Below are 24691 nucleotides of genomic sequence, written 5' to 3'. Positions count from 1 at the left end.
CTATTGGAACACGTTTCTACCAAATAATCTTGCAAATGGTATCCAATCAACCCTATTGGAACACGTTTCTACCAAATAATCTTGCAAATGGTATCCAATCAACGCTATTGGAACACGTTTCTACCAAATAATCTTGCAAAAGGTATCCAATCAACGCTATTGGAACCCATTCCTACCAAATAATCTTGCAAATGGTATCCAATCAACGCTATTGGAACACGTTTCTACCAAATAATCTTGCAAATGGTATCCAATCAACGCTATTGGAACCCATTCCTATCAAATAATCTTGCAAATGGTATCCAATCAACGCTATTGGAACACGTTTCTACCAAATAATCTTGCAAATGGTATCCAATCAACCCTATTGGAACACGTTTCTACCAAATAATCTTGCAAATGGTATCCAAACAAACTCAATTTTTGGAAATTCCAAACGAATTTCATCAAACCGATTATTGAGTACGTCACACTTGGCCGATAAGACGACGGAGTGTGGTTTCTACTTCGACTTCTGGATATAAAATTTGTAAAAACCCCGATGTAGAGCGATTCTACATCGGGGTTTGATCTTAAAAATCCACCCAAACATCCAAGTAGACTGATTCTACTTCGACGTTCGGGCTTAAAATCTACTCAAACATCCAAGTAGAATGATTCTACTTCGATGCCCGGGCTTAAAATCTACTTAAACATCCAAGTAGACTGATTCTACTTCGATGCCCGGGCAGCCATCCATCTTCGACAAAAATCGAGTGATGACTGCCCCCTCTTTAGCATCAACTACAGCCCCGCACCACAAAATTACTTTTTCACGGTTGCTGCGCTGTCTCGTATGATTAGTTTTGTGTGGATGGTTACTTTTTTGCAAATTTCTCGTTTCGATGCGATTCTTTCTAATAGCAGATCAACGGCGGTTTCGCCCATTATTTCAGTGTATAGTTTTACAGTCGTGAGCGGCGGCACCATGTATTGTGCGGATGATACATCGTTAAAGCCAACGATGCTAAGGTCATCCGGAATCCGGACTCCTAATTCATAAGCTGCTTTATAACACCCTACCGCGATGGTATCGTTGGCCACAAACACGGCTGTTGGTTTTGCATCCGCACTTAGCATCTCCTTTAAGATCAAGTAGCCATCCTTTGGATTATAGCCGCCGTTTTTAACGAAATCTCCATTGAAAATACCCTTTTCCTTTAAATAGGACTCAAACACATCCTCGCGCAAATCTTTGAAGCGGTTCCCGTACATATCTGTTTCAACCCCACCGATAAAACCGATGTTTTGATGACCTAATTCCATTAAATAATCCAGCGCACTTTTCGTTGCGGAATGGAAATCAATGATGACAGAATCAAAGCAGTTCTTATCAGGGTTGGCGTCGACAAACACGGACAGCTTCTCAAAACTCTTAATTAACTCAATATCTACCTTCTTAAATGTTCCAAGGCAAATGATCCCATCTATTTTCGAAATACTTCTCTTTGTATCATCTTTGTTAATGTTATAGAGTTCCATCCCCATACTTTCGAGCTTTTTTTCCAAAGCCACCCGAATGGATAAATAGTAGGTGTCAAGCAATTCCTCTTCAAGCGAATAGGAATAGTAGAGGCCAATGAGACCCTTCTTTTTTGTCTTCTTTTTCTGGGTTACGACGTAATTTAATTCCTCTGCCACCTCAAAAATCCGCTTTCTCGTCTCTGGTGTAACATTCAATGTTTCATCATAATTTAACACTCTGGATACTGTCGCCATTGAAACCTGTGCTAAATCAGCTATATCTTTAATCGTAGCCATAATACCTACCCACTTAACTCGTATTTATATTGTTGAATGAATATCGCTTACTCCAGTGCTTCCTCAAGGGTTTTCTTTTTGAAAAAATGGAGCTTCGTTTCAGAAATGATAATGGCACAAAGAACCAGGATGGCGCCAATGCCCATTCTCAACGTGATAACCTCACTTAATAAAATGATTGAGAAGACCATCCCCCATAAAGCCTCGGTCGATAAAATGATGGCCGCATTTGTTTCGGTTGTATATTTTTGTGCGACTGTCTGCAGTAAAAACGCAATCGTTGTCGAGAAAACACCCAAATATAACACATTGGAAACGCCTTCGACGTTCGTCGAAAAGCTGGTTTCTCCTTTGAAAACAACGACAATAAATCCTAAAATCGCAGCTGTTGCCATCTGAATAACCGTTAAGAGAATCGGATCCTCGTCCTTGACAAACTGTGCTGTGTAGAAAATATGGAAAGCAAAGCCAACTGCACATAACAAGGTAAGCAGGTCACCGAAATTGACTTCAGACGTAAACTTCAACGAAATGACGCCGACACCTGTAACCGCCAGGATCGCTCCAAAAAGTTCAAACTTATCCATTTTTCGCTTATAAATAAAAAACGCAATAAACGGAACAATCACCACATTTACCGCGGTTAGAAAGGCATTTTTTGATGGTGTTGTATATTGCAAACCCACCGTTTGCAGGGCAAATGCTACATATAAAAAGATGCCAATAATCGAGCCTTTCATAATCGTGCTCTTTTTAATCATTTTGAATTTCTTAAAAAATACAAGACTTAACAAAAGAACACCAATCAAAAACCGAATCGCCAAAATCTGGTACGGTGTGTAGTGCTCAAGTGCAATCGCACTGGCCACAAACCCGCTTCCCCAAATAATTGCGACAATCGTAAGACCGATTTCCCCAATATATTTACGCACGTTCATTTAATCATCCTTTAATTTTTTCTCGACAAATTCCAGAAACACACTCGATGTCCATGTAAAAGAGGTATCGACGAGTCCCTTTCCTGAGATGGGGTCAAAATTCTCTGCCATACCGCCTACTAACGTAAGATTTAAAAACTTATCTCTTATTCTCTTTCCAATTTCACTGTAGCCAAAACTTGTTAAAGAATCAACAAAAAGATAGGTAACAGGCGCCCAAATTGGACCAAGCCAATAGCCATTTTCTTTATATAATGGACTTGATGGCATTTCTGTTGCGAAACCATACGGAGTTTCAAAGTTTTCAACAAGGTCGCAAACAAGCTGGTCCATCACCTTTTTCTCTAAACGATAGCCAATTAATACAGGCAATCGTAAGATCAAACTTGAACGGAAGTCGATCTTTTCGGCATTTTTTCCCACACGCCCAAAGAAACCATTTTCGTCATACAGTCGCTCCATCAGTAACTCAAATAAAGAATCGGCCTTTTTGGTAAATTGTGTCGCTTCCGCCTCTTCTCCAAGAATCACGGCAAAACGAGCTAAACTATCATACGTTCTGATTAAAAAGCTTGCTAAATCTGGTGCCTCGACCGGCATACCTTGATGGAACAATGACGCATTATCCCAGCCTGAGTCATTACCATGCTTATAATGAGGGAGTCTGCCTTCATAGGTCCGATATAAATCATAGTAGTGCATAACTTTTTTGGTAGAATCATAAATCCCACGTAAACGATTGGGATCCTTGAAATAGTCATTCATATCCATCAGCTTTTCATACACATACGTAAAGACCGGCGGTTTAATGCAGTTATAAGAGATAAATTTATCATTAACAAAATCTGGATATACCCCTGAATCGTCCTGGGTATCGATAAAGATTTTTAACTGCGAATAAGCAAGCTCCGGATAGTTCGCACCCAAATGCAAGGCATTAAAACAGTTATCCCATGACCAAATGTTGTACATCCAAAGCTTCGACATATACATCGCATAATCCTTCAGAATGCCATCAGGGTGGACCACACTTGACCAGGTAATATATGCCGCCCGACCAATCGAAGGCTGGTACACCTCGCTGCCCTTGGTAACGTTCGCTACCCATTCCCGGTAAAGCCCTTCGACCTTTTCTTTCCCCGCTTCAAAGCTTGCGTATTCCTTTTGCTGATAAACAGTCCGATAGCTCTCAATGACAAAATGGCCATTTTTCATGCGAATGTCGATAAAGTCATTTCCAATCACATTCCATGGCGCCTCAACTGACATCTCGCCTGATAGGTTACTGATCATCAGCTTTAATTCCTTCGGATAAATGTGGTATTCAAACATCCCATCTTCATATTCATGTAAAGTATCGTACTTCACTTTACTTGCCTTCAAACGAACCTCAACTCCGCTTGTTTCAATATGAAGTTCATCCTCCTCCGGAAGAATAATTTCCGCATACTTCTCTTCATCGCCCACTAATTGGAAGCGCAAAGCCGTTTCCGTTGCAAGAATGTCGAACCCTTTCGGAGCGCCATTCTGTAACAGATCCAGTTTAAAAAGTTTTGATGGAGCGTCATCGCCACCGTGGACATCTCGGATATAAATTTCATCAGCATCTTTTTCCTGTGATACACAAAAATATGAACCAAATCGGGAAAAGGGAATTTCTCTAATATCAAGTTTCATGGATTCTTTCTCCTTTTAATTAGAAAAGCACAAGCGCTAGACAATTCTCAAAATTGAACGTTTTACTATTCTCCAATTTGATAATAAGCAGGGTTTCCCCTGCTTACTGTTAACGTGCGATAAAGAATTTGCTTTCTTCTACTAGATTGCCCTTCTTGACTTTTCTCATTTCAAATTGAAGGTGGAAATTCTCTACCTTTACTCGGTACGGAGGAAGCTGCTCTTCGCCACAGCTATTACTTCCAACACCGCTTTGCTTGTAATCAATCGTCAACGTATTGTAAGGTGACTTTTTGATGTTAGCGCGATGCTTCGCCTCTTCAAGAGAACTTGTTTCATAATCATGGATCGTGAAATCATGTTCTTCTTTAAAATTGACTAGGTACATGTCTTCCCCTTTTGCAACCGCTAAGAAAGAAGTGTCACAGCGTGAACCATTTTCCTGTGGATACACATAATCAATATGCATGTCTTCAACTGTTTTACTATATAACCCAACCGGTTGACTGCGTTTCGTGTCCTGATACGATTCAGAATCGCCGCGTCCATACCAAGTTACGTCCTTATAATCCTGATTCAGCTGCAAGGTGACGCCGATTCGTGGCAGCATCTCAGGAATTTCGTTGCCCCGCAGAACCTTCGTGCCTTTAAGGTCAACGTTAAGGGCACCATTTTTCATGATTCGATAGTGATAAGTGAGGTGGAAGCCCCACGCTTGGTTGACAGTTGATAGATACTTAGTGATTTCAATATCGATATAGTCTTCAACCGCTTCGTACGTAATCGTTCCAAGCTGTTCCTTTGTATTTTTCAGGAAGTACTTATTAATCCAGTCATCCTTTTTATACATATCGTTGTCGATTATCGCTCGCCAAAGTGTGACCTCAGGGCCTTTATGGATGATTTCATCTCCTTCTATTGTGAAGGATTCCAGTGTGCCAAATACCTTTGAAAAAACAGCCTTGAGTTTGTTATTCTCAATGGTAAGCTGAGCCGCCCCGTCTTCGATGATAAAGTCGGATCCATCAGATACGACAGCTTTAACTGTTTTCTCCACTTTAGTAGCAGCAAGCAAGAAGCTTTCCTTCGTAAGCTCGTGACCTTTGGCTGCATAAAGCGTATCTTCCGCTTCTTGATAGCTTAGATAAATACGAACATCGTCATAGAGGGCTGCTTTTGCTACATCTACTGGTAAAACAATCTCCACTTCTTCTTGCGCAGCGACGCTTGGTAATTTGATTTCTTTTTCCTCAATGAGTACATCAAAGGATTTGACCGTCACATGAAGAACGATCCCACTTAAATTCCTAAAATCGTATAAGTTCTTAACAAGAACCTTTCCTTCTTGTAAATCTACTTCCTCCGTTACAATCGGCTCAATGACTTTTTTATACTCAATGAGTCCAGGTGATGGCGTTTTATCTGGGAACACAAGCCCGTCAATACAGAAGTTTCCGTTTGTAGGGAAGTCTCCATAGTCTCCGCCGTATAGATAGATGGTTGCGCCATTTTCATCAGTCGATTCAATCCCGTGATCACACCATTCCCAAATGAAGCCGCCTTGTAGTCTAGGATACTTACGCATCACCTGTTGATATTCGGTTAAGCCGCCAGGGCCATTCCCCATTGCATGGCCATATTCACAGAGAATATGAGGCTTCTTGCCTTCAGCATCCTTGCCGATTTCTTCAAGTGGCGCCAAACGGGTGTACATCGTTGTGTATACGTCACTGTAAGCTGCAACTCTGTCGCCCTCGTAATGGACGAGTCTTGTTGCGTCGATGGCCTTGATGGCATTGTACATAGCAGTGAAGTTACGTCCTGCGCCTGACTCATTTCCCAGTGACCACATGATGACACTCGGGTGGTTGCGGTCTCTTTTCACCATGCGGACGGCACGGTCAACATATTGTTTTTCCCACAGCTCATTATCGGAAATCCAATTGTAATTGCCTGTATTTTCAAAACCGTGACACTCAAGATCAGCCTCATCAATCACGTATAAACCGTATTCATCACACAAATCATAGAACACATCATTATTTGGATAGTGCGCAGTCCGAACAGCATTGATATTATGCTGCTTCATCATTTTGACATCCTTGAGCATATCCTCATAGCTCACCGTTCTACCCGTCTTTGGATTGGCATCATGTCTGTTTACACCGTTAAAGAAGACCCGTTTTCCGTTGACACGAATTTCGTTATCGATGATTTCAATCGAACGGAAGCCGATTCTGAGCGGTACTATCTCTTTTTCGCCGGATGGCAAGAAATATTCAAACTCAAGTGTATAAAGGTTTGGCTCCTCGGCATTCCATAACAGCGGATTTTCTACCAATCTACTGAATTCAAAGCGGCCATCGACCACATCAATCGTAAATTCATCGATTTTTTCATCACCATTTCGAAGAGTGGCACTAACATTTTTTACATGATTGGTAAAAAACGCTCCTTCAATTTTTAATGTAAAATTTTCATAGTTTTCATCCGGCAATGTTTCAACAAATACATCCTGCAGTGTATCCTTATTGATGGTAAATAGCTCAACGCTTCTGAAAATACCGGAGAGCCACCACATATCCTGGTCCTCTAAATAGGTCCCGTCGGAAAATTGATACACTCTGACGGTTACGCGATTGCTTCCTTTTTTCACAAACTGTGTAATATCAAATTCGGAAGGCAATCTGGAAACCTTACTGAAGCCAACATGCTGCCCATTTACATATAAATCAAAAGCGGAATCGACACCATTAAATGTTAAGATCAGCGCTTCTTCCTCTGAAAGTTCGTCAATCACGATCTCCTTGAAATAAATCCCGGTCGGATTTTCTTGCGGTACAAATGGGGGATTAATCGCAAAAGGATACAACACATCGGTATAATGCATCTTGCCATAACCCTTCATCTGCCAGCTGGAAGGTACCTCCATATCATCCAACTTCTCAATCGCATAATCCTCTGACTCGAAGCCCTTTGGCGAAAGCTCAGGTGCCTCTACAAATAGAAACTTCCAAACTCCGTCGAGCAATCGATAGCCAATACTATTTTCTCTATTAAAGGTAGCGGCATTCTCTCGATTTTCATATCGATAAAAATTGGTATGGGCGGGAAGTCGATTGATCCCTGTCAGATGGATATTTTCCCATCTTTTCATTTCACGTAGCATAATATCTTCCTCCGAATAATTCTTTGTTGAAATGTTTGGCTTTTTTTATGAAAATTACTTGATTGCTCCACTGGTTCCTTCGACAATATACTTCTGCGCAAACAGGAAGACGACTACAGGCGGAACAATCATGACTAGTGTAATCGACATAATTGGTAAAATTTGCAGGGTGTGAACTCCCTTAAACGCTGCAAGTCCTAGTGCTAACGTGTATTTTGATTGGTCCTGAAGGAAAATTAATGGACCAAGGTAGTCGTTCCATACGGATAAAATATTTAATACCGCGATTAAAATAAGCGGTGCCTTCATGATCGGGACGAATATTTTAAAGAAAATCTGGAATTCATTCGCCCCATCAATTCTCGCTGCATTTTCCATATCTTTAGGAATATTCATCAGGAACTGTCTGAGCAAAAAGATATAGTAAGCAGACCCAAAAAACGCCGGGACAATTAATGGTTTTAAGGTGTTAATCCAACCGAACATATTAAATTCCATGTATAAAGGGATCATCGTAACATCCCAGGGAATCATCATCGTTGCAAGCAATAGAACGAACAGGATATTTTTATATTTAAAATCATATCTTGCAAACCCATAGGCAACCAACGAACAGGAAATCAATTGTCCTAAAGTCGTCATCACCGTAACGATCACCGAGTTCATAAGATACGTTCCAAAAGGCTGGCTGTTCCAGGCATCCACAAAGTTGTGCCACTGCGGGACTTTTGGAAAAATCTTTGGCGGAAAACCGAAAACCTCAGCTTGCGTTTTTAGAGCAGAAAGGATTACCCACACAAATGGCAATAAGAAATAAAGTGAAAATAATCCGAGAAGGCCGTATATGATTATTTTGTGCTTCTTTGATAGCTTCATTTTTTCTTCTTCCCTTCTTTTTTCACTTCATTTTCATAAAAGACCCAAGTGGATGATGATTTAAAGATGATCATCGTTAATACTAAAATAATGATGAACATGAACCAGGCGTTTGCACTTGCATAGCCTAAATGATGATGCTTAAACGCGTTATTAAATACGTATAGACCATAGAAATAGGTTGATTTCAGCGGACCTCCGCCGGTCAGCAGGAGCACGAGTGTTAATTGCTGTAAGGCTGCAATGACCGATGTAATAACGTTAAATAAAATCGTTGGCGAAATACTTGGGATGGTAATGCTGATGAATTGACGAAGCGGGCTGGCACCATCAATCGCTGCTGCTTCATATATTTCAGCCGGGATTCCCTTGATATCCGTATAGAAAATCAGCATCATCGTTCCTACGCCCCAGGCACTTGCGATGACGATTGTAAGGATCGCCCATTTTGGATCGATCAGCCATCTTGGCCCATCAATGCCAATTAAGGATAAAATATAGTTTAAAATTCCGTATTCGGAGTTGAAAATCCATCCCCAAATAATCGAAATCGCCACACCGGAAACAACAGCCGGCAGATAGAAAATAGTACGGAAAAATTTCATTCCTTTTACAGGTTGAGTAATAAGAAGGGCAAGTATTAATGCGATAACCAAATTTAATGGAACAAAAATAGCGGCAAATTTCAAGGTAATCCATAAGGATTTATAAAATTGGGGATCGGCTGTAAACATATTTTTATAGTTGTCAATCCCAATAAATGTTGGGGCATTTGTAATTGGCCAATCAAAAAAACTCATGACTAAAGAAAAAGCCAATGGTCCCAAGGTAAACACCAAGAACCCAATGATCCACGGTGAAATAAATAAATAGGGTACCTTCCTACTTACTAGTTGATAGCTACTCGCTTTCTTCGATTTACTAAACATAAGATGACCCCTTAAAGTTCAGATTAAAATGGAGGAAAGCACCCAACATTTCACGATGAAGTGCTTTACCTCATTACAGATTTACCATTTTACTCGACAACACTGCTTAATGCTTTTTTCGGATCCATTAATGTGCTTGGGTTAAAGATTTGCTCGAATACTAGATTTAGATTGTCAGATACTTGGCTCCAGTCATCCACGATGAAGGAAGATGGAGTGTAACCGCCACTCTTTTCCAACATGGAGTAGAACACACTTCTCACTTCATCTTGCTCAAGCTTTTCACTTTTTACGACAGATTTTAAAACTGGTAATTCAAAAGCGATTCTCGCTTTATTCGCTTCTTCATTCGTCCAGAATTTAATAAACTCAAATGCTTCTTTTTTGTGCTTGGAATCCTTCGAAACAGAAATACCTGAAGAGCTTAAAATACTTACACTTTTTCCATCTTTAAACTTCGGTAATTCCACTACGCCGTAATCAATACCAGCTTCTTTTAATGGGTTTAATCCCCAGGCGCCATAGACATACATCGCTACTTTACCAGACTTCATTTCCGTATCTCCTGAACCTTCACTTGCAATAGCGACACCACTCTTTTCCATCTTTTGGAACATATCAAAAACTTCAACTGATTTCTTTGAATCCAGGTTCCCTTTTAGCTTTCCATCCTTATCAACATAGGAGGCATTGTTACCCCATAGGTACATTTCAAAATCATACGGATCCGGCTTACCAGAGAAAGCAAATCCACTTACCTTTGTATCTTTGTTTGTTAGCTTTTTGGCTGTCTCTTGGAGATCTTCCCAAGTCCAACCCGCTTTTGGATATTCAACTCCCGCTTTATCAAAAAGGGCTTTGTTATAGTAAACAACATGCGTTGTATAGCCAACTGGCAGCCCAAGGACTTTTCCATCTACTGAATTGTAGTTCCAAAGAGTTTCATAGAAATTACCTTTGTACTCTGCACCCTCTTTTTCAATATAAGAATCAAGAGGCTCTAATGCATCCTTGTATTGCGGGTAGTTCCACATATACATAACGTCTGGTGCATCCTTTGCACCCATCCCAGCAGTGATTTTTGTATCATAATCACTACCGTAAGCTTCTAAAACAACTTTAATGTCTTTATGAGTTTCATTAAACTTATCAATCAAACCTTGCTGTAATTTAACATCGTCCCCAACATCCCATGTAGCAAATCGAATTTTGACTTTTCCATCTGCTGTTTTGTCGCTGCTGCCATTGCCAGACGATGAACTACAACCCGCTAAAAGTAATCCTGATGCAATGGCTACAGATAAAATTGTTTTTACTAGCTTCATAGTGATCCTCCTTTTATACTGACAACTTCATTGTATTCTGAATTTTACTAAATGTAAACGGTTTATTTGTCTTTTTTACTAAAATCCTTTAGGTGAATTTATGAGAATCATGTAATATAAAACGGTTTTGTGAAATTTATACAAGTTTGGAAAGGAGATAACTTTAAGTGAGTGGGTGGTAAACGGCTTTTTTACGGAGGGTACTTTTAGTAAAAATGGTGAGGTTCTGACAATTAAATTATTTCGTCTTTCGACCAAAAAAAAAGAAGTTAACCACCTATATGATAGTAGGTGATTAACTTCTTTTTCTCATTTCATGGACATTGTCAGTGCCCTCTGCCTGTCCCCTAGCCTATCTTCTTCTAATCCGTCAAAGCTTCTATTAAAATGTTCACTTCTGTTTCTAGAGCCTGTTTTGCATTTTCGGTAATATGTTTTTGCAGCCCTTGATTGTCCATATGCTTTAGGAAGTCCTGAGAACTCTTAATTGCCTGAGCTTTGTGTCCTTTGTTATATTGATCTTCGGATTGTTTAAGACTGTTTGTTAGCTGCACCTTAATTGGATCGCCTAAATCCCCAGAATCAGCAAATTTTTTGATGAGTTGCCCTATCAAATCGTAAACATCGCTAACGGATACCGTCGTTGCATGCGCTGGATCAGATTGCGCGGATTCACCGACAGTGTTGAGTGCGGTAACCTTGTAGTAGTATTCTGTACCAGTGTGTAAGCCCGTATCAGTAAAGGAATTTGTCGCTAGCGGTTCGGTATTGATTTTTTCGAATGCCCCATCACTTGTCGTTGAACGATAGACGTTATAGCTGTCCGCTCCGGAAACGGTGTTCCAGCTAAGATCAACTGTTTTGATGCCGGTTGCCTTTGCAGACAATGCTTTAGGTGCATCGGGACTGTATTGCACTTTGTCCGAGAATAGAGAATCATAGACAAGCGCGGATATCGGAACTAAATTAGCGATTGGAAAATTCGACCCGGCAAATCCATTTGGAGGACTGACAACAGGCGAATGCCTTAAGTTAGTAAGAATCGTAATACTCATATTATAAACCGGATCTATAATCGTTAACGTTCCTGTCCAGCCTTGATGCCCATAGGTGCTTCGGCTCGGACCCCAATTGAAATAGTAGTAAGCAGCAGCGCTTTTTGAATGTACCCTCCAGCCCAAGCCAGTGGTTGATGAGTCTACCTTGTTTGGATCGGGATCATATGGTGTCGTAAATTCATCGGCAACTTCTTTGGTGAAAAATTGTGTTCCGTTATAAATACCACCGTTAAGCATAAGCTGCGTTAAAACGCCCATATCACCTGTCGTGGAGAATAATCCGGCATGCCCAGCAACTCCTGCCATCGAGTACCAAGCCTTCTCATCATGGACCTCACCTTGTAACGTATATTTTCTGATATTAACCGGTGAATTGTCCTCCATTTTTCCGAAATTAATAAAACCATCACGGGTATTTCCATTTAGCTCTGTTGCCGCAATTTGCGATTTTAAAAAGCCTTTTGTTAATGGGTTAAATACAGAATGCGTTAATCCCATCTTATTATAAATATTCTTTTCGACATATTCGTCTAATGGCATGCCTGTAATCTGTTCCACTAGTAAACCTAAAATCATAAAATCGACATCACTATAAGCGTACGTAGTTCTAGGAGTATATTGCAATGGAGTTTTACAAATGACGTCGATTACTCCGGCACGATTGGTATGATCATTGGTTTGATACCATAAATCACCTGCTGAATTCTTATTTGGATATTCCGGATCGGGAATAAGGCCGCCGTAGTGATGGAGGATATCACGGATCGTAACCGTTTCTTTTCCAGTACGTGGTGTTTTATTTAGCCCGCCGCTGCCTCCTAGTGTCCACTTACCGGTGTAAACAGTATAGCTATCTTTAAAGTTTTCCCAGCCAGGAAAAGAGCTTAGTGGCTTATCTAAGTTTAATTTCCCCTCCGAGACGAGTTTTTGGATGGCATAGTTTGTTGCATACATTTTCGTGTTGGAAGCCATATCAAATAACGAATCTACTGTTGCTTTTTCCCAGTCGGATTTAGGCAAAAGTGCCGCAGGTTTATAGGCACCATCCACAAATGGTGTATCATACTTTTTCAAATAGCCATACGCGGATTCTTTGACAACTTTTCCATCTTTCACGACAATCATCGCTGCTGCCGGAAATCCACTCTCGACTTGTTGATTAATATAATCATCAATTTTACTTAGTTTTTCAGAAGAAAAACCTACATCTTCTGGAGCTTTGGCACGGGTTACTTGATCATAAGCGACGTTTTGTTGCTTGAGCAAAAGTACCTTATTATTATCAGTGAGGGCGGCAACTTGAAATAATCTCTCGATGTAGCCTATCGATAAATAATATTTGTTCCCTTCCTTATATCCGTCTACGTCATGGAAAACGAGGTCGGTATAGGCAGAGGTCATATTTCCAGTCACATTAGAACCAATTCGGTTCGTATTAATATTGATTTCAAAATAGTCACGATCATGGTAGATTGTTAAAATGTCGGCGGTTCCGGTATTCGCGCCGTCAAATTTGTACGTGTTCTTTCCATATTTATAAGTAAGATTTAATACATCTTTTAAATCTTCAACGGACACGTACCCTTTATTGTCCTTCTTAGTAATAAGCTTAGGATCGATGGAAAGAGGTTCATTGTATACGCGAGGGGCGCCATCAATCAGCCATATTTCAGCTTTTCCATTTTTGGCTCTTACAAATCTTTTATCCTCAGGAAAAACGCTGTCCTCTTTTACGACAACTCCTATGTATGAATTGTCATCGATGTTTGGAAAATTGTAAGTCATTTTTAGTCCGAATCCATCCGTAGTCTTTTCTGACACGGTACCTTTTACCTGACCATTAAGAGAAAACGCTTCCAAATTTCCTGTGTAGTTTCCACCCTTTTTATGATAGTGGACGATGAGTTGCGTAGTTGTTGCTGCGAAGATGGAAGAGCTGGCTGGGATAAAGGTTAATAGCATCGCAATAATTGTCATCATGGTTACAATCCCTTTTCTTGTCAATGTTTGCACCTCTTTCAATTATTTTTCCATGGTCATTTGATGAGCCGAACTAGATAATGCTGGACGCTAAACACTTGCCGGCAATCGTCAAAAGGCTAATCTGATCGGGTTTTACCAGCAGACATCACTCCTTGAATAGTTTTATATGATTCATCTCCAGCTCAAAAAGCACGAGAATAAAACCACCTTGTTCGATTAATCCGTACAAAATGGTTGCTGTTATATTCAGATTATACGGAATATTATTTCACATTAGAAGGTTAAAATGTGAAATTTCGTTACATTAGTTCCTTTGGACTATTTTTCTGTTTTTCTGTTATCGTTTTAGAAAAAAGGCAGTGGAGGGATTAATTGATGAAAGGGTTCAATATTTTTTCCTGAAAATATGTGTTACATTTTCATTAAACTTTTCGATTCCACTGCATATAATTTATCAAAGAAATCTTTAATGGTTTCTTAAACTTCAAGGGGGTGTAATTATGCAAATGAGGAGCCTTTTAAATGCGTTAATTGGTATTTGGTTTTTTATTGCACCTTGGGTTATGGGATTTTCCGATCAATCAGGAGCCTTGTGGTTAAGTTTAATTTTGGGGGCCATTCAGTTTATCGTCGCCTTGTGGGGTTACAGTAAATCCGGATGGGATTCGTGGCAAAGCTGGATTTCACTTATTACTGGGATCTGGTTTATTATTTTCCCATTTATTTATTCACTATCAGATGGAGAGGTTTGGTCAAGTGTAATTCTTGGTATACTCACGGCTTTATTTAGCTTATGGAACTTAGGATCCAAAGCAAGCTCAAATGCCGCTGGTTAATAATTATCATTAATTGAAGTTATAAGCCTTTCTCATCTTCGTTTAATCGTTTAGAAAGCATTAAGCACTTTTCTTTATTCTGTTCTTTGCTTGAATTACCCTGATTGCTTTCCATCTTTCCATTATTGCACCTAGTTTTAGGGCAAAGAATAAACCTTCTAGCAAATGATTATGCTGGAAGGTTCTTCTTTTTATTTTTTCAAAAATAAATACATAAATTAGGGGGCACCGATTAAGGCAACCATGATCCCCGCAGCAATGGCGTTAGCCACCTGATCGACAAATCTAAACAAAATTCCCATCCATTAAAACTAATTAAACGTTTGATTAACTATGCCAGGAATCCTGCCATTTAAGGATTTAATCAATTCGGTGGCTAAAATTTTTGTCAGTTAACTAAACGTTTGATTAAATTGCTACCTATCCTAGGTATATCAATGCTTCTTCTCTTCCTTTCTAAGAATAATTGACGAGTATTGGCGTTATATCTGGTTCCACTCATCCATTTTTACCCACCCCACTCCCAAACCGACAAACCCTAACAAAATATCCTTCAGATAATCTAATTAATCGTTTGATTAAATCGGCCGGGAAACCCCCAGTAAAAGGGATAACCCCCTTTGACAGCTAAAAATTTTGTCAGTTAAATAAACGTTTGATTAAATACGCCGAAAAGCCCACTGGTAAAGGATTAAATCAGATTAACGGCCAAAAATTTTGTCAGTTAAATAAACGTTTGATTAAACATAGCTCTGTCCTCATCGATGGTATTTGATTATAGGTTCAGCGGAAGAAAAGATTGATCTTCAGCCAAAGGAACAATTTTAAATGGAGAATTAAAAAAGAAGCATGATAACGTTGATCATCTTCCCTTATTTTTCCTCGCAACTGGAAATTCGTTGGATGGTGCCTGGCACCCAGTCTTTTTATTTCCACTCTAACAACCTATCAGTATTCGACAAATATCGGGGCGTGCAATTCATTCTTCGACAAAATTCGAGGTGCTCCAGTACAGGAACCTTCACTTTAAGTCTAATCCCAAACTATTTTCATTTATTATCGAACCGTTTTCCCTCTTCCCTCGTTACCTTTATTGAAAAGAACAATTGAAGGAGGAGATTTTTTGAAAAAGTGGAGTTGGTTATTTATTTTACTTTTCGCAGGGGTGCTTCTGACTGGATGCAATTCAAAAGAAAATACGGAGAAGCAACAAACCAGTAAGCAATCAGAAAAAGGTTCTAAGGAAGCAGAGGAAGCTTCTAGCGAACCGATGCCGGCACTGAAGCTGCAGGAAAATGAAAAAGCCGGGAAATATCTTGCCGACGCTGACGGGATGGCGCTTTACTATTTCAAAAACGATAAACCAGATACATCAAACTGCAGCGGGGAATGCCTGCAAAACTGGCCTTCCTTTTACGAAGAAAGCTTTGACGTTCCAGAAGGTTTTAACAAAGATGACTTCGGTTCAATCACGCGTGATGATACGGGTAAAAAACAAACAACCTATAAAAGCTACCCGCTTTACTACTTTGCCAAAGATCAGGCTTCTGGTGATGTAAACGGCCAAGGAGTAAAAGACGTTTGGTTTATCGTAAACAGTGAAACAACTTTTGCGCCATAATGCTCATTAAGAACTGCCCCATTTGGCAGTTCTTTTTCTCATACCAAGATTTATAATTTAGTAAACTCGTTAAAATAAGGGAGAGAACCTAGCAGTGAAATCGAAAACGGACGAGGAACTGATGGCATTAATTGTCGAAGACCACCGACCTGCACTGGAAGAACTGTACGATCGCTATGTGAAGCTTGTCTACAGCTTCTCGTTTAAAATGGCTAAAGGGGATAGTGAGAAAGCAAAAGAAATGGTCCAGCAGGTATTTCTTCGGCTTTGGACGACGAAACAAACCTACAGCTCGACACAAGGGAAATTTGTAAACTGGCTCCTTACGATTACCCGTAATATTGCCATTGATCTTATTCGTAAGGAACAAAAACAGCAGGGGATGGTGCAGCTTGAAGCGAACGAATGGGGACAAATGCAGGATCTGCAAACAGAAGATGTGCTGCAGCAAGTTTCAAGTAATCTATTAAAACAGCAAATCCAAGCGGCCAAACAACAGCTCTCGGAGCCACAACTGCGCCTCATCAATTTATTATACTGGGAAGGCTACTCCTTAAGTGAGATTGCCGAAATGGAACAAAAACCACTCGGCACGATTAAAAGCCGGCTGCATCAAACATTAAAAAAACTGCGAAATTATTTTAGAAAAGAAACTGGAGGGTTTCAGCATGGAAAATAAATGCGAAAACCTGTCGTTCTATATTATCGATGAACTGTCTGAAAATGAAAGAGCACAATTTGAACACCATCTTAAAACTTGTATTCCCTGTCAGAATGAGGTTACTACCTTAAAGGAGCCGTGGCAGATGCTTTCTTTTGATATCGAAGAAATGGACGTTCCAACATCATTAAAAGCTGAAGTGATGGATTTTATTTTTCAAGAAAATAAGGAACAGGCAGGAGAACCTATAAAACCTCCTTTTCTGGAAAAATTGAAAGGATTCCTGGCCAAACAATTCTCTCCATTATCTGCTGGTATCATGGCCGTATTAGTACTGGGGCTGATTGGATTGTTATGGAATAACCTCCAGTTAAAAGACACAATTATCGTATTAGAAGACAATGCTGCACCACATGCGCAAATTGTCAGGACATTTAATTTGCAAGGACAGGATGCAGCCGCATCAGCAAAAGGCAATGCCTATCTTCTTCAAGAAGGCCGCGACACTATCCTTGTCATTGAATTAAACAATATGCCAAGTACCAAGGACGGGGAGGTATACCAAGTGTGGCTGCTGAAGAATGGAAATCGTGAAAATGCCGGTACACTAAAGCCTGACCTGAACGGCAACGGCCTAATCACCTATCGTATGCCAAAAGACCACTCGTTCGACGGCATTGGGATAACCCTAGAACCAAACCCAAACAACACACAACCCCAAGGTCAAAAGGTAATGGGAACCATTTAAGATGGGAACCCCCCTGATTGGGACAAATCAGGTAGGGAGAAATCTATAAGCAATAAACAAAGGTGTTCAGTTTCAAGTACTGAACACCTTTGTCAGTAAAATTTTTCCGAAAGGGATCCTCCCCAATGTCAGGGCGATGGCACAGGGACCCGCGCCTTATTAAAAATCCTTGCCTACAACATACCAGATATTATTTACACCTTGTCCTTTTATATCTCCGGCCTGCTGATCCTTCACAAAGTAATAAAGAGGGTAACCTTTATACGTGGTTTGCTTCTGTCCATCTTCCCTCGTAATCGTCCCAAAATTCTTATTATGGAACCCATCCACAGCTTTGATATTATCCGCATAAAACGGCGGCCAATTCTCCAGGCATTTTCCGGAACAATTACTTACTCCCAGGGTATCCTTTGTAAAATAATAAAGGGACATTCCTTCCTTGTCCGCTAAATATTTTCCGACTTCAACGGCTTCTAATACCTGAAGCTTGTATGAACGGTCGGCTCGTAACGTATCGACGATTGTACTGCTCTTCACATCGATAAAGGAAATGGATAGATCACGATTAAGGACATACGCCCGGGCTCCATCTTGACTGAAGACGATTGCTTGCCGTGGCTCCAGAAATCCTTTAATAGTCCCGGTGATTTGGTTGTCTGAAACGTTTATCACATTGATTGTATTGTCCGCTTTATTGCTAGCGAAAAGCAGTTTGCCATCAGGCGACAGGGCTGCACCATATGGTTCCCGTCCAACCTTTATTTCACTGACAATCTCACCACGTGAAAGATCAACCACAGAAATACTGTCACGGCCGCTGTTTGCCGCATACAACGTACTTCCATCTGGACCCACAGATATCCCGCGAATCATTGAAAATCCGGTGATCTCACGAACGATACTCTTCGCAGCGGCATCAATCACAGATACCTTATCACCTTTAAAATTTGTAACGAATATATATTTTCCGTCGTGTGATACAACGATCCCTTGACGAGGCTGGGCAAACCCGGTGATAACAGCAGTTGTTTTTCGGCTTTCAAGATCCACAACTGTTACTGAACTGTGGGCCTGGTTGTTAACATACATCGTACTTCCATCAGGACTGACTGCCGTTCCAAATGCTCCCGGGCCAACAACAACCTCATCTGCCAGTTTTAGTGTTTTTGTGTTATAAAATCGTAAGGTACCGAGCGTACTGTCCGAGACGACAAACTGTGATCCTCCGTCAATGAACACCAGATTACTTGGAGTGACAAAGCCGTCAATCTTTTTGCGCAAAGTGCCTTTTTTAAGGTCAAAGACGAGGATTGAATGCTCACGGCTATCTGAGACAACTCCGGTCTTTTCATCTGGGCTTACCGCTAGGGAGTTATTCGTAATGTGGCTGTCGAAACCGCTCTCATCCCCATTACGGCTGCTTTCATTACCAGCGGCATTCATCACAGCTGGAAGCATTAAAAGAAACACTAAAGCTGCAACTAAAAAACTTCTCCATTTCATTCATAACACTCCTTAAACGTAATTTTGCTTCTCACTGAAGGAAACGAAGCATTTTACTAATCGGTTTGATTTTTTTAAAAAAAGTTTAAAAGGTTTAGAATGATAGTTTGATAGTTTCCGTTCGAGAAGATCTTTTCAAAGAGGTTGTCGAAATGGCACAGTCGTTATTAGAAGGAACGAAGCTTCGCTTGGTATTTGAAGCGGGATGGACGAAGAAGGAAATCCACTCTTTAAAACACAAAAAGAGTCGACCCTTACCATATGATAAGGGTCGACTCTCACTTTCTTATAAAAGATTTCAGTATAAAAAAGTATTGGTCTTTGCCGATGCTTTTTACATATCTAGATAGTTTGCTTGATATTCAGCGGACTCATTTTTTTGAAAAGAAATGGAAATTTTATGCTAAAATTAAATGGATAGAATATCTAAAAAGGTATGGAAATGAACTTATATTGGTAATCCGTTTGGAGGGGAAGAAGTGAAGAGATTTCTCTTGGCAATGATGTTGCTTTCGATTGTAATCAGCACTATTGGTTGTTCAAGCAACGGAGCATCGTATAGTTCTGAGGAAGCTATTAAAAGAGGCGACATTGTTTTTCAGGGTGAAGCCGCTAATTTAGAGCGGTTTGAACAGTTCTTACTTAACCTATCCAACAAAAAAGAAGACACTATACGAGTTACTGGTTATACAGACGAAGGAGACCCTATATTCCAAGACTTGCAATTTGATGGAAAGGATATTCAATATACGTATGATAATTCAAAGGATGAGTATGCTGGAAAAGATAAAGGAATAAAAAAAGATGTTTGTACAGAAATAACTAAGAAGGAAATTGAACAAGGCGAAGTTGAATTCTTTGTAAGTGGCTGTTCAAAGGGTCATGACGGATTTCTAATTCGTGTAGAAAAAGATAAATTAAAACACAATTGATCGAGAATTTAAGCAAAATAATAATAAATAGTTGAAAAACGCTTGGTTGAGCCAAGCGTTTTTTTGTGTCAATTATACTGCTAATTTGATTGTGAATTCTAATGTTATTCGGTTAATAAATTCACTTACCTGTAAGGTAAGCGCCTTTTTCTTTCGCAAAAATGTACTATAGAAAAGGAAAACCACCCTACGCAAGCAAAAGGGTGGTTTTAAGAATAATTACTTAGACAACTACCACCCTAACGGTGGAGGGTGCGGGGAGAGGTGTTAGCTGCACTTCTCCTTTTTATTATAGCTCTTTTCTAAAAGATTGTTGCTTTTATTGATTCGCTGATAAAATTGAAAATTCGCTAATAAATGGGTCGAATTCGCTAATAAAATTGTAGATTCGCTAATAAACATCCAAAATCCGCTAATATATCTGTTCCACTTATTAATTAGGTGTATTTTTACACTATTCCAACGATTTTTGGAAGCATAATGAAGGTTAATAACAACATTCTTTACGAAAGCAGCCTTATTATATGCTTATTATACTTCGCTTTATCCAATGAAAATAAAAAAATGCCCAGAGGACCTCTCCAAGCATAAATTACAGTTATGGCATAACACCATTTTTATCAAAGTAATACCATTTCCCATTAATGCTTTAAATTCATCTAATCCCAGTTCTGTCAGATCTGAAATATATTCATCCGCAAAAATTGTCCTGGATTAATCTCCTTGCCAACTTTCTCCTCGCTTTAATTAAACCTTTTTCTATTCCTTTTTCGACTCCTTGCTCTAATCCCTTTTTCTCACCTTCTTCTCTCTAGTGAGCCGCTTAACCTAAGGGATCTTCTCCAAATCGTTCCCATAGAGCTGGAAACATCGCTTTTAAATCATCGTCATCTTCCCAATCAAATTCAATTTCATTATTATCTGCCAGTCCCTTTTGAGACAGCAATTCTAGCATCTCGTCATACAACCTTTCATCCCATTCTTCAGGGTCTCCATCCTTTTTGAGTGTGTAGGCATCAAAGCCTACACTTAGGAATTCTTCGTATTCAGGAACACCTTCTTCTCCCAAATTTTCATCAGATAGATAGTTAGCTAAGAATTCGGGGTTCTTTAGTATTTTCTCGTATACTTCCTGCCCTTGTGAAATGAGCCATCCTCTAAAATAATCAAAAGAATCATCCGAACATCCGCCCATGATCAGATAAGCCGCTCCCCATAGGTGGGATTGATAGCTTTCATTCATGTAACTTTGGAAAATAAACTCAAAATCCACAATATCATTTATTGGTCGCCTGCTAAGTTCTTCTGTCAGCCATTCGACCCGTTCTTCTTCGTAAGACTTGGACTGATTGATTAAATTCCAGAATTCCGTTTTATTCACTCTATGATCCCTCCAGTATATGTAGAAAGAGAATTACTTCTTAATCCCTATTTTATTAAGCTTAAAATCCATTTACAATTTTTTCAAAAAACATCGATACCTAACTTGGTATCGCAATTCTAGTTGCTTAAATCACAAATCACTTAATATAAATACTTAACAATTCATAACATCTCTCTTTTGTGAGTCGTAGAACTGTACCAACGTATTCTAATTCTGCCATCGACCCACCTCCCGAATTAGCTGCTGAAGCATTTGCAGCACGATCTCGGTCTTTTATCCATTGACGTTGTTCTTCCTTCAATTTGTTCATTTCACTGGCCGGAAGTTGAAGTTTCAAATAACCATAAATCTCATTTAAGGCATTATCCCACCTCGTGATTTTTTCATTTTCTGCTTCTAGCATTTCCGATGTGACACCATTTGCGTATAAGTAATTCAGCTCCGCAAAACCCTCCTCAATATCATTAAGCTTTATTATAAACTCTTTCTTTTTACTAGCGGCCGCGGCACCTGCTGCAGCTTGGGCCTTTTCTTTAGCGGCTGCCTCTTCTGCTTCCTTTTGCTTCTTCAATTCTTCATTAACGGTGACTTCAATTTTATTTACTTCTTCCGAAAATCGATTAAATACCTCTTTCACCTTCTGATCTTGTTTAAGTTCCGTTATGAGTCTTTGGGCTTCACTAAAATTTTTTCCGTCAACTAAAACTTTAATGTTTTCTACTTTTTCGGTGACTAATTTAATTTGTGCTTTTCCTGCCTCCGCTGTTTTTATGGATTGGTTTAATTCCTTCTTAAGGCTGCTTACCAATCCATTTTGTTCAAGAAGTTTATTAGCCCTCTCCAAAGCCGCCTCCCACTTCTCATTTCTAATGTCTTCTTTCACTTCTAATAATGCTATTAAGTTATCATAGGATTGCTTTGCCGCTTTATCTTTAGGTTTCTCATTTAAGGCTAGTTCAAATGACGCTAATGCTTTATCAAACTCCTTGTTGGCCAGCGCCAGTTTTCCCTGTTCCATTGCTTTGTCATATGTACCATTTCCGCATCCTGCCAAAACTATAATTGTTAAAATTGCCGCCATTAATTTCCCCATTTTTCCCCACCTGCCAATAAAGGTTGTATTCACATGTTAAGATGAACTGCACTTAAACTAAAAACTTTTCCATTCATTTTAGACCTTTTTTATCCAGCAGTATGATCACTCCAAACTTGGCTTCCATTTAATTTGAATAAGCAGACATCCCACCATCAATACGATACTGTCTTTAGTGGGTAATTGGTACTATAATTATTTTACCAGTAAAAGCTACATTTTTTTACAATATTCTTCGACAATTCTCACCAAATCCCAACTCCTTTCACTTTGATTTACCAGGAGCTGGATTTGTAAATTTCGCTCATTAACCCGTGGAATTAATTGCCAATATAAAAGTATAATCTTAGAAATGGTTACATATTAAGAAGTTGGAGTTTTATTGACGCCAGCGGTGCCATGGCGACTGGCTGTGGAAAGCGTGGTGACTTTTTGTTAAGTTTTCCTCTATAGGGTGGCACCGGTATTGTGACGATGGAGTCGTGAAATTATCGATGGAACAGATTATTGCATTGGGGGTTTTCACAACGGCCAGCGGGAAGTTGGCAGCTGTAATAGAGCAAGAGTCATCGACCGAAATGTGACTGATTATGAACTTGTTTAATAAGGAAGGGGCAGGTTTCGTATTGATGCCGGCCTTTTCTTTCCATACATTTAAAATAGAAAGGAGCGAATACTCGTGGAAGAGGTCCTTTCATTCATCAGCCAGGTGTGGATTCCCGATTGGAATGGAGGATTAAAAAGAAGCATGATAAAGTTGATCAGCTTCCCTTATTTTCGCTCACAACAGGAAATTATCTGGATGGTGCCAGGCACCCGGTCTTTTTTGTAGGAGTGGGGGACTATTCCCAAATTCATGAAGGATTTACATTATCCGACTTTATAGCAGAAATAGAATGCAGCGTTGCAGTGTTTTATTCAAAAGAAAAACGGGTATAAATATGATGATTGTGAAAACGAAAGGATGATGAACATGTATAATCATATTCTTATCGGTTTTGATGATTCCGAAGACAGTATGAAAGCATTGGAAAGGGCCGCACAATTCTATACGCTGAACCCTAACTGCAAAATTACGGTTGCTCATGTTATTCAACAGCAAATATACAATATGGCTTACAATTATAATTACCCTGTCGTACCAAGTATAGATGGAGGGATTTACCCATCCCAAATCCCTCTATCTGAGAACGAACTTCCCCCAGAAGCACAAGAAACCATTCTGGACAGTCAGATTTTGGATCATGCGAAGTCATTTTTACGGCGTCAAGGGGTACCTGCCGAATTTGAGTCATTAGGCGGCAAACCTATTAATGATGACTTATGTGATTTTGCCTCGGAGCAAGATGTGGATTTAATTATTGTGGGGAACAGCGGAAAAGGAGCGCTCCAAAAACTGCTAGAGGGCAGTGTCAGTGAAAAGGTAATGAAAAAAGCGGAGATGGATGTTCTTATTGTAAAATAATAGAAACCTCAGGGTCGGTTCTGGTGGCCTTCTTCTTTCATCTGTTGATCGAAAAAAAGCCCCCAGAACCGTCCCCTTTGATTAATTTGGGTTGATTTCTTTATTATTTTTATCAAAGAGATAAAGGTCGGCAAACTTTTTACTGCTTACTCCTTTAGGTAGCTTTTTCACAGTGATGAAATAATCATCTTCAGGAACTTGAACCGTAAATTTCAATGGGTCATTCTGTAATTCTACCCGAATGAAATGAATTTGTTTATCGAGGCTCTTTCCAATTACGATGCCGTAACTCCCCTTATCTGTATTTACTCCATAGTATTTTACTATACCATCCCCATACTGGCTATTTACTATCCGTAGCTTTTTATTCGGACCTTCTTTCATCGTTGCTATTCCCAAAACGTCTGATTCACTATTAAAAAAAGCGATATAGGTGTCCGATTTCCCTAAATGAACTACTTTTATTAATGTAGTATTATGTTCTTCATCACCTCTATTTTGCCAATTCGTTAAGTCCTGTTGTATATCCTTTAGGTTGTTTGGAGTAGAATATTTTGCTTCAACATTCGAAGTATGAATGGTTTTCGCTGCCCATCCTATTAGAATAATTCCGATAATAAGAATAAAAAGGACAATTATTGGTTTACGCATTTGAATGGAAATCATCTCCGAAATTTGCTCCCTTGGTCTTTT

21 protein-coding genes are annotated in these 24691 nt (G+C 39.6%); 8 read left to right on the top strand and 13 right to left on the bottom strand.

Features of this window, described 5'->3' with window-relative positions; genetic code table 11:
- Positions 1-804: 804 nt before the first annotated feature.
- From ACFVSW_RS21620 to pbp4b, 8 genes are all read right to left on the bottom strand, one after another.
- A complete protein-coding gene (locus ACFVSW_RS21620; protein WP_387318683.1) occupies positions 805-1800 on the bottom strand; it encodes a LacI family DNA-binding transcriptional regulator in 996 nt (331 codons plus the stop codon).
- A 47-nt stretch (positions 1801-1847) separates the two neighbouring features.
- Positions 1848-2732, bottom strand: coding sequence for a DMT family transporter (locus tag ACFVSW_RS21615; RefSeq protein ID WP_387318728.1), 885 nt, complete (start codon positions 2730-2732; stop codon positions 1848-1850).
- A gap of 6 nt (positions 2733-2738) precedes the next feature.
- Positions 2739-4415 carry an amylo-alpha-1,6-glucosidase gene (locus ACFVSW_RS21610; protein WP_387318682.1) on the bottom strand — a complete coding sequence of 559 codons (1677 nt, stop codon included), beginning with the start codon at positions 4413-4415 and terminating at the stop codon, positions 2739-2741.
- Between the two features lie 109 nt (positions 4416-4524).
- Positions 4525-7584 (bottom strand): glycoside hydrolase family 2 TIM barrel-domain containing protein, encoded by a 3060-nt coding sequence (locus ACFVSW_RS21605; protein ID WP_387318681.1) that lies wholly within the window; start codon positions 7582-7584, stop codon positions 4525-4527.
- A gap of 54 nt (positions 7585-7638) precedes the next feature.
- On the bottom strand, positions 7639-8460 hold the full coding sequence (locus tag ACFVSW_RS21600; protein ID WP_387318680.1) for a carbohydrate ABC transporter permease: 822 nt from the start codon (positions 8458-8460) through the stop codon (positions 7639-7641).
- Complete coding sequence (locus ACFVSW_RS21595) at positions 8457-9389, bottom strand: carbohydrate ABC transporter permease (RefSeq protein ID WP_387318679.1); 933 nt, start codon at positions 9387-9389, stop codon at positions 8457-8459. The genes ACFVSW_RS21600 and ACFVSW_RS21595 overlap by 4 nt, the downstream gene beginning before the upstream one ends.
- A gap of 89 nt (positions 9390-9478) precedes the next feature.
- Positions 9479-10714 (bottom strand): ABC transporter substrate-binding protein, encoded by a 1236-nt coding sequence (locus tag ACFVSW_RS21590; RefSeq protein ID WP_387318678.1) that lies wholly within the window; start codon positions 10712-10714, stop codon positions 9479-9481.
- Between the two features lie 362 nt (positions 10715-11076).
- The gene (gene pbp4b, locus ACFVSW_RS21585) at positions 11077-13776 is read right to left on the bottom strand and encodes a penicillin binding protein PBP4B (protein ID WP_387318677.1); all 2700 of its coding nucleotides are present in this window, start codon (positions 13774-13776) and stop codon (positions 11077-11079) included.
- Between the two features lie 479 nt (positions 13777-14255).
- Here pbp4b and ACFVSW_RS21580 point away from each other — a divergent pair, with 479 nt between their 5' ends.
- The 4 genes from ACFVSW_RS21580 (at position 14256) to ACFVSW_RS21565 (ending at position 17621) form a co-directional block, all read left to right on the top strand.
- The gene (locus ACFVSW_RS21580; RefSeq protein WP_387318676.1) at positions 14256-14591 is read left to right on the top strand and encodes an SPW repeat protein; all 336 of its coding nucleotides are present in this window, start codon (positions 14256-14258) and stop codon (positions 14589-14591) included.
- 1123 nt (positions 14592-15714) lie between these two features.
- Positions 15715-16212 carry a COG4315 family predicted lipoprotein gene (locus tag ACFVSW_RS21575; protein ID WP_387318675.1) on the top strand — a complete coding sequence of 166 codons (498 nt, stop codon included), beginning with the start codon at positions 15715-15717 and terminating at the stop codon, positions 16210-16212.
- A 94-nt stretch (positions 16213-16306) separates the two neighbouring features.
- Complete coding sequence (locus ACFVSW_RS21570) at positions 16307-16891, top strand: RNA polymerase sigma factor (protein WP_387318674.1); 585 nt, start codon at positions 16307-16309, stop codon at positions 16889-16891.
- Entirely contained in the window at positions 16881-17621 is a 741-nt protein-coding gene (locus ACFVSW_RS21565) for an anti-sigma factor (RefSeq protein ID WP_387318673.1), read from the top strand. Before ACFVSW_RS21570 ends, ACFVSW_RS21565 begins: the two co-directional genes overlap by 11 nt.
- A gap of 159 nt (positions 17622-17780) precedes the next feature.
- Here the strand turns inward: ACFVSW_RS21565 and ACFVSW_RS21560 are convergent, their stop codons facing one another.
- Positions 17781-19124: a beta-propeller fold lactonase family protein gene (locus tag ACFVSW_RS21560; RefSeq protein WP_387318672.1), complete on the bottom strand. Its 1344-nt coding sequence runs from the start codon at positions 19122-19124 to the stop codon at positions 17781-17783.
- 152 nt (positions 19125-19276) lie between these two features.
- On the opposite strand from ACFVSW_RS21560, the gene ACFVSW_RS21555 reads away from it, so the two are divergent.
- Entirely contained in the window at positions 19277-19474 is a 198-nt protein-coding gene (locus tag ACFVSW_RS21555) for a hypothetical protein (protein ID WP_387318671.1), read from the top strand.
- Between the two features lie 129 nt (positions 19475-19603).
- Positions 19604-20056 (top strand): DUF4362 domain-containing protein, encoded by a 453-nt coding sequence (locus tag ACFVSW_RS21550; RefSeq protein ID WP_387318670.1) that lies wholly within the window; start codon positions 19604-19606, stop codon positions 20054-20056.
- A gap of 598 nt (positions 20057-20654) precedes the next feature.
- On the opposite strand, the gene ACFVSW_RS21545 is transcribed toward ACFVSW_RS21550, so the two are convergent.
- From ACFVSW_RS21545 to ACFVSW_RS21535, 3 genes are all read right to left on the bottom strand, one after another.
- Complete coding sequence (locus ACFVSW_RS21545) at positions 20655-20702, bottom strand: hypothetical protein (RefSeq protein WP_387318727.1); 48 nt, start codon at positions 20700-20702, stop codon at positions 20655-20657.
- Between the two features lie 177 nt (positions 20703-20879).
- On the bottom strand, positions 20880-21437 hold the full coding sequence (locus tag ACFVSW_RS21540; protein WP_387318669.1) for a DUF4240 domain-containing protein: 558 nt from the start codon (positions 21435-21437) through the stop codon (positions 20880-20882).
- A 139-nt stretch (positions 21438-21576) separates the two neighbouring features.
- Positions 21577-22533, bottom strand: a complete 957-nt coding sequence (locus tag ACFVSW_RS21535; protein ID WP_387318668.1) for a lysozyme inhibitor LprI family protein — start codon at positions 22531-22533, stop codon at positions 21577-21579.
- A gap of 723 nt (positions 22534-23256) precedes the next feature.
- On the opposite strand from ACFVSW_RS21535, the gene ACFVSW_RS21530 reads away from it, so the two are divergent.
- Together ACFVSW_RS21530 and ACFVSW_RS21525 are read left to right on the top strand one after the other, a co-directional pair.
- On the top strand, positions 23257-23472 hold the full coding sequence (locus tag ACFVSW_RS21530) for a hypothetical protein (RefSeq protein ID WP_387318667.1): 216 nt from the start codon (positions 23257-23259) through the stop codon (positions 23470-23472).
- A 34-nt stretch (positions 23473-23506) separates the two neighbouring features.
- A complete protein-coding gene (locus ACFVSW_RS21525; RefSeq protein ID WP_387318666.1) occupies positions 23507-23998 on the top strand; it encodes a universal stress protein in 492 nt (163 codons plus the stop codon).
- An 81-nt stretch (positions 23999-24079) separates the two neighbouring features.
- Here ACFVSW_RS21525 and ACFVSW_RS21520 read toward each other — a convergent pair whose 3' ends face one another.
- On the bottom strand, positions 24080-24664 hold the full coding sequence (locus ACFVSW_RS21520; protein ID WP_387318665.1) for a hypothetical protein: 585 nt from the start codon (positions 24662-24664) through the stop codon (positions 24080-24082).
- Between the last annotated feature and the right edge of the window lie 27 nt (positions 24665-24691).

This window comes from Neobacillus sp. NPDC058068 (assembly GCF_042885335.1).
Lineage (GTDB): Bacteria > Bacillota > Bacilli > Bacillales > Cytobacillaceae > Neobacillus.
This window is presented reverse-complemented; position numbering and strand designations above follow the sequence as displayed.

Bases quoted from the DNA above. Each gene is read 5' to 3' on its own strand.
- ACFVSW_RS21620 (WP_387318683.1), bottom strand. From the start codon at position 1,800: ATGGCTACGATTAAAGATATAGCTGATTTAGCACAGGTTTCAATGGCG.
- ACFVSW_RS21610 (WP_387318682.1), bottom strand. From the start codon at position 4,415: ATGAAACTTGATATTAGAGAAATTCCCTTTTCCCGATTTGGTTCATAT.
- ACFVSW_RS21605 (WP_387318681.1), bottom strand. From the start codon at position 7,584: ATGCTACGTGAAATGAAAAGATGGGAAAATATCCATCTGACAGGGATC.
- ACFVSW_RS21600 (WP_387318680.1), bottom strand. From the start codon at position 8,460: ATGAAGCTATCAAAGAAGCACAAAATAATCATATACGGCCTTCTCGGA.
- ACFVSW_RS21595 (WP_387318679.1), bottom strand. From the start codon at position 9,389: ATGTTTAGTAAATCGAAGAAAGCGAGTAGCTATCAACTAGTAAGTAGG.
- ACFVSW_RS21590 (WP_387318678.1), bottom strand. From the start codon at position 10,714: ATGAAGCTAGTAAAAACAATTTTATCTGTAGCCATTGCATCAGGATTA.
- ACFVSW_RS21580 (WP_387318676.1), top strand. From the start codon at position 14,256: ATGCAAATGAGGAGCCTTTTAAATGCGTTAATTGGTATTTGGTTTTTT.
- ACFVSW_RS21565 (WP_387318673.1), top strand. From the start codon at position 16,881: ATGGAAAATAAATGCGAAAACCTGTCGTTCTATATTATCGATGAACTG.
- ACFVSW_RS21560 (WP_387318672.1), bottom strand. From the start codon at position 19,124: ATGAAATGGAGAAGTTTTTTAGTTGCAGCTTTAGTGTTTCTTTTAATG.
- ACFVSW_RS21555 (WP_387318671.1), top strand. From the start codon at position 19,277: ATGGCACAGTCGTTATTAGAAGGAACGAAGCTTCGCTTGGTATTTGAA.
- ACFVSW_RS21535 (WP_387318668.1), bottom strand. From the start codon at position 22,533: ATGGGGAAATTAATGGCGGCAATTTTAACAATTATAGTTTTGGCAGGA.
- ACFVSW_RS21525 (WP_387318666.1), top strand. From the start codon at position 23,507: ATGTATAATCATATTCTTATCGGTTTTGATGATTCCGAAGACAGTATG.
- ACFVSW_RS21520 (WP_387318665.1), bottom strand. From the start codon at position 24,664: ATGATTTCCATTCAAATGCGTAAACCAATAATTGTCCTTTTTATTCTT.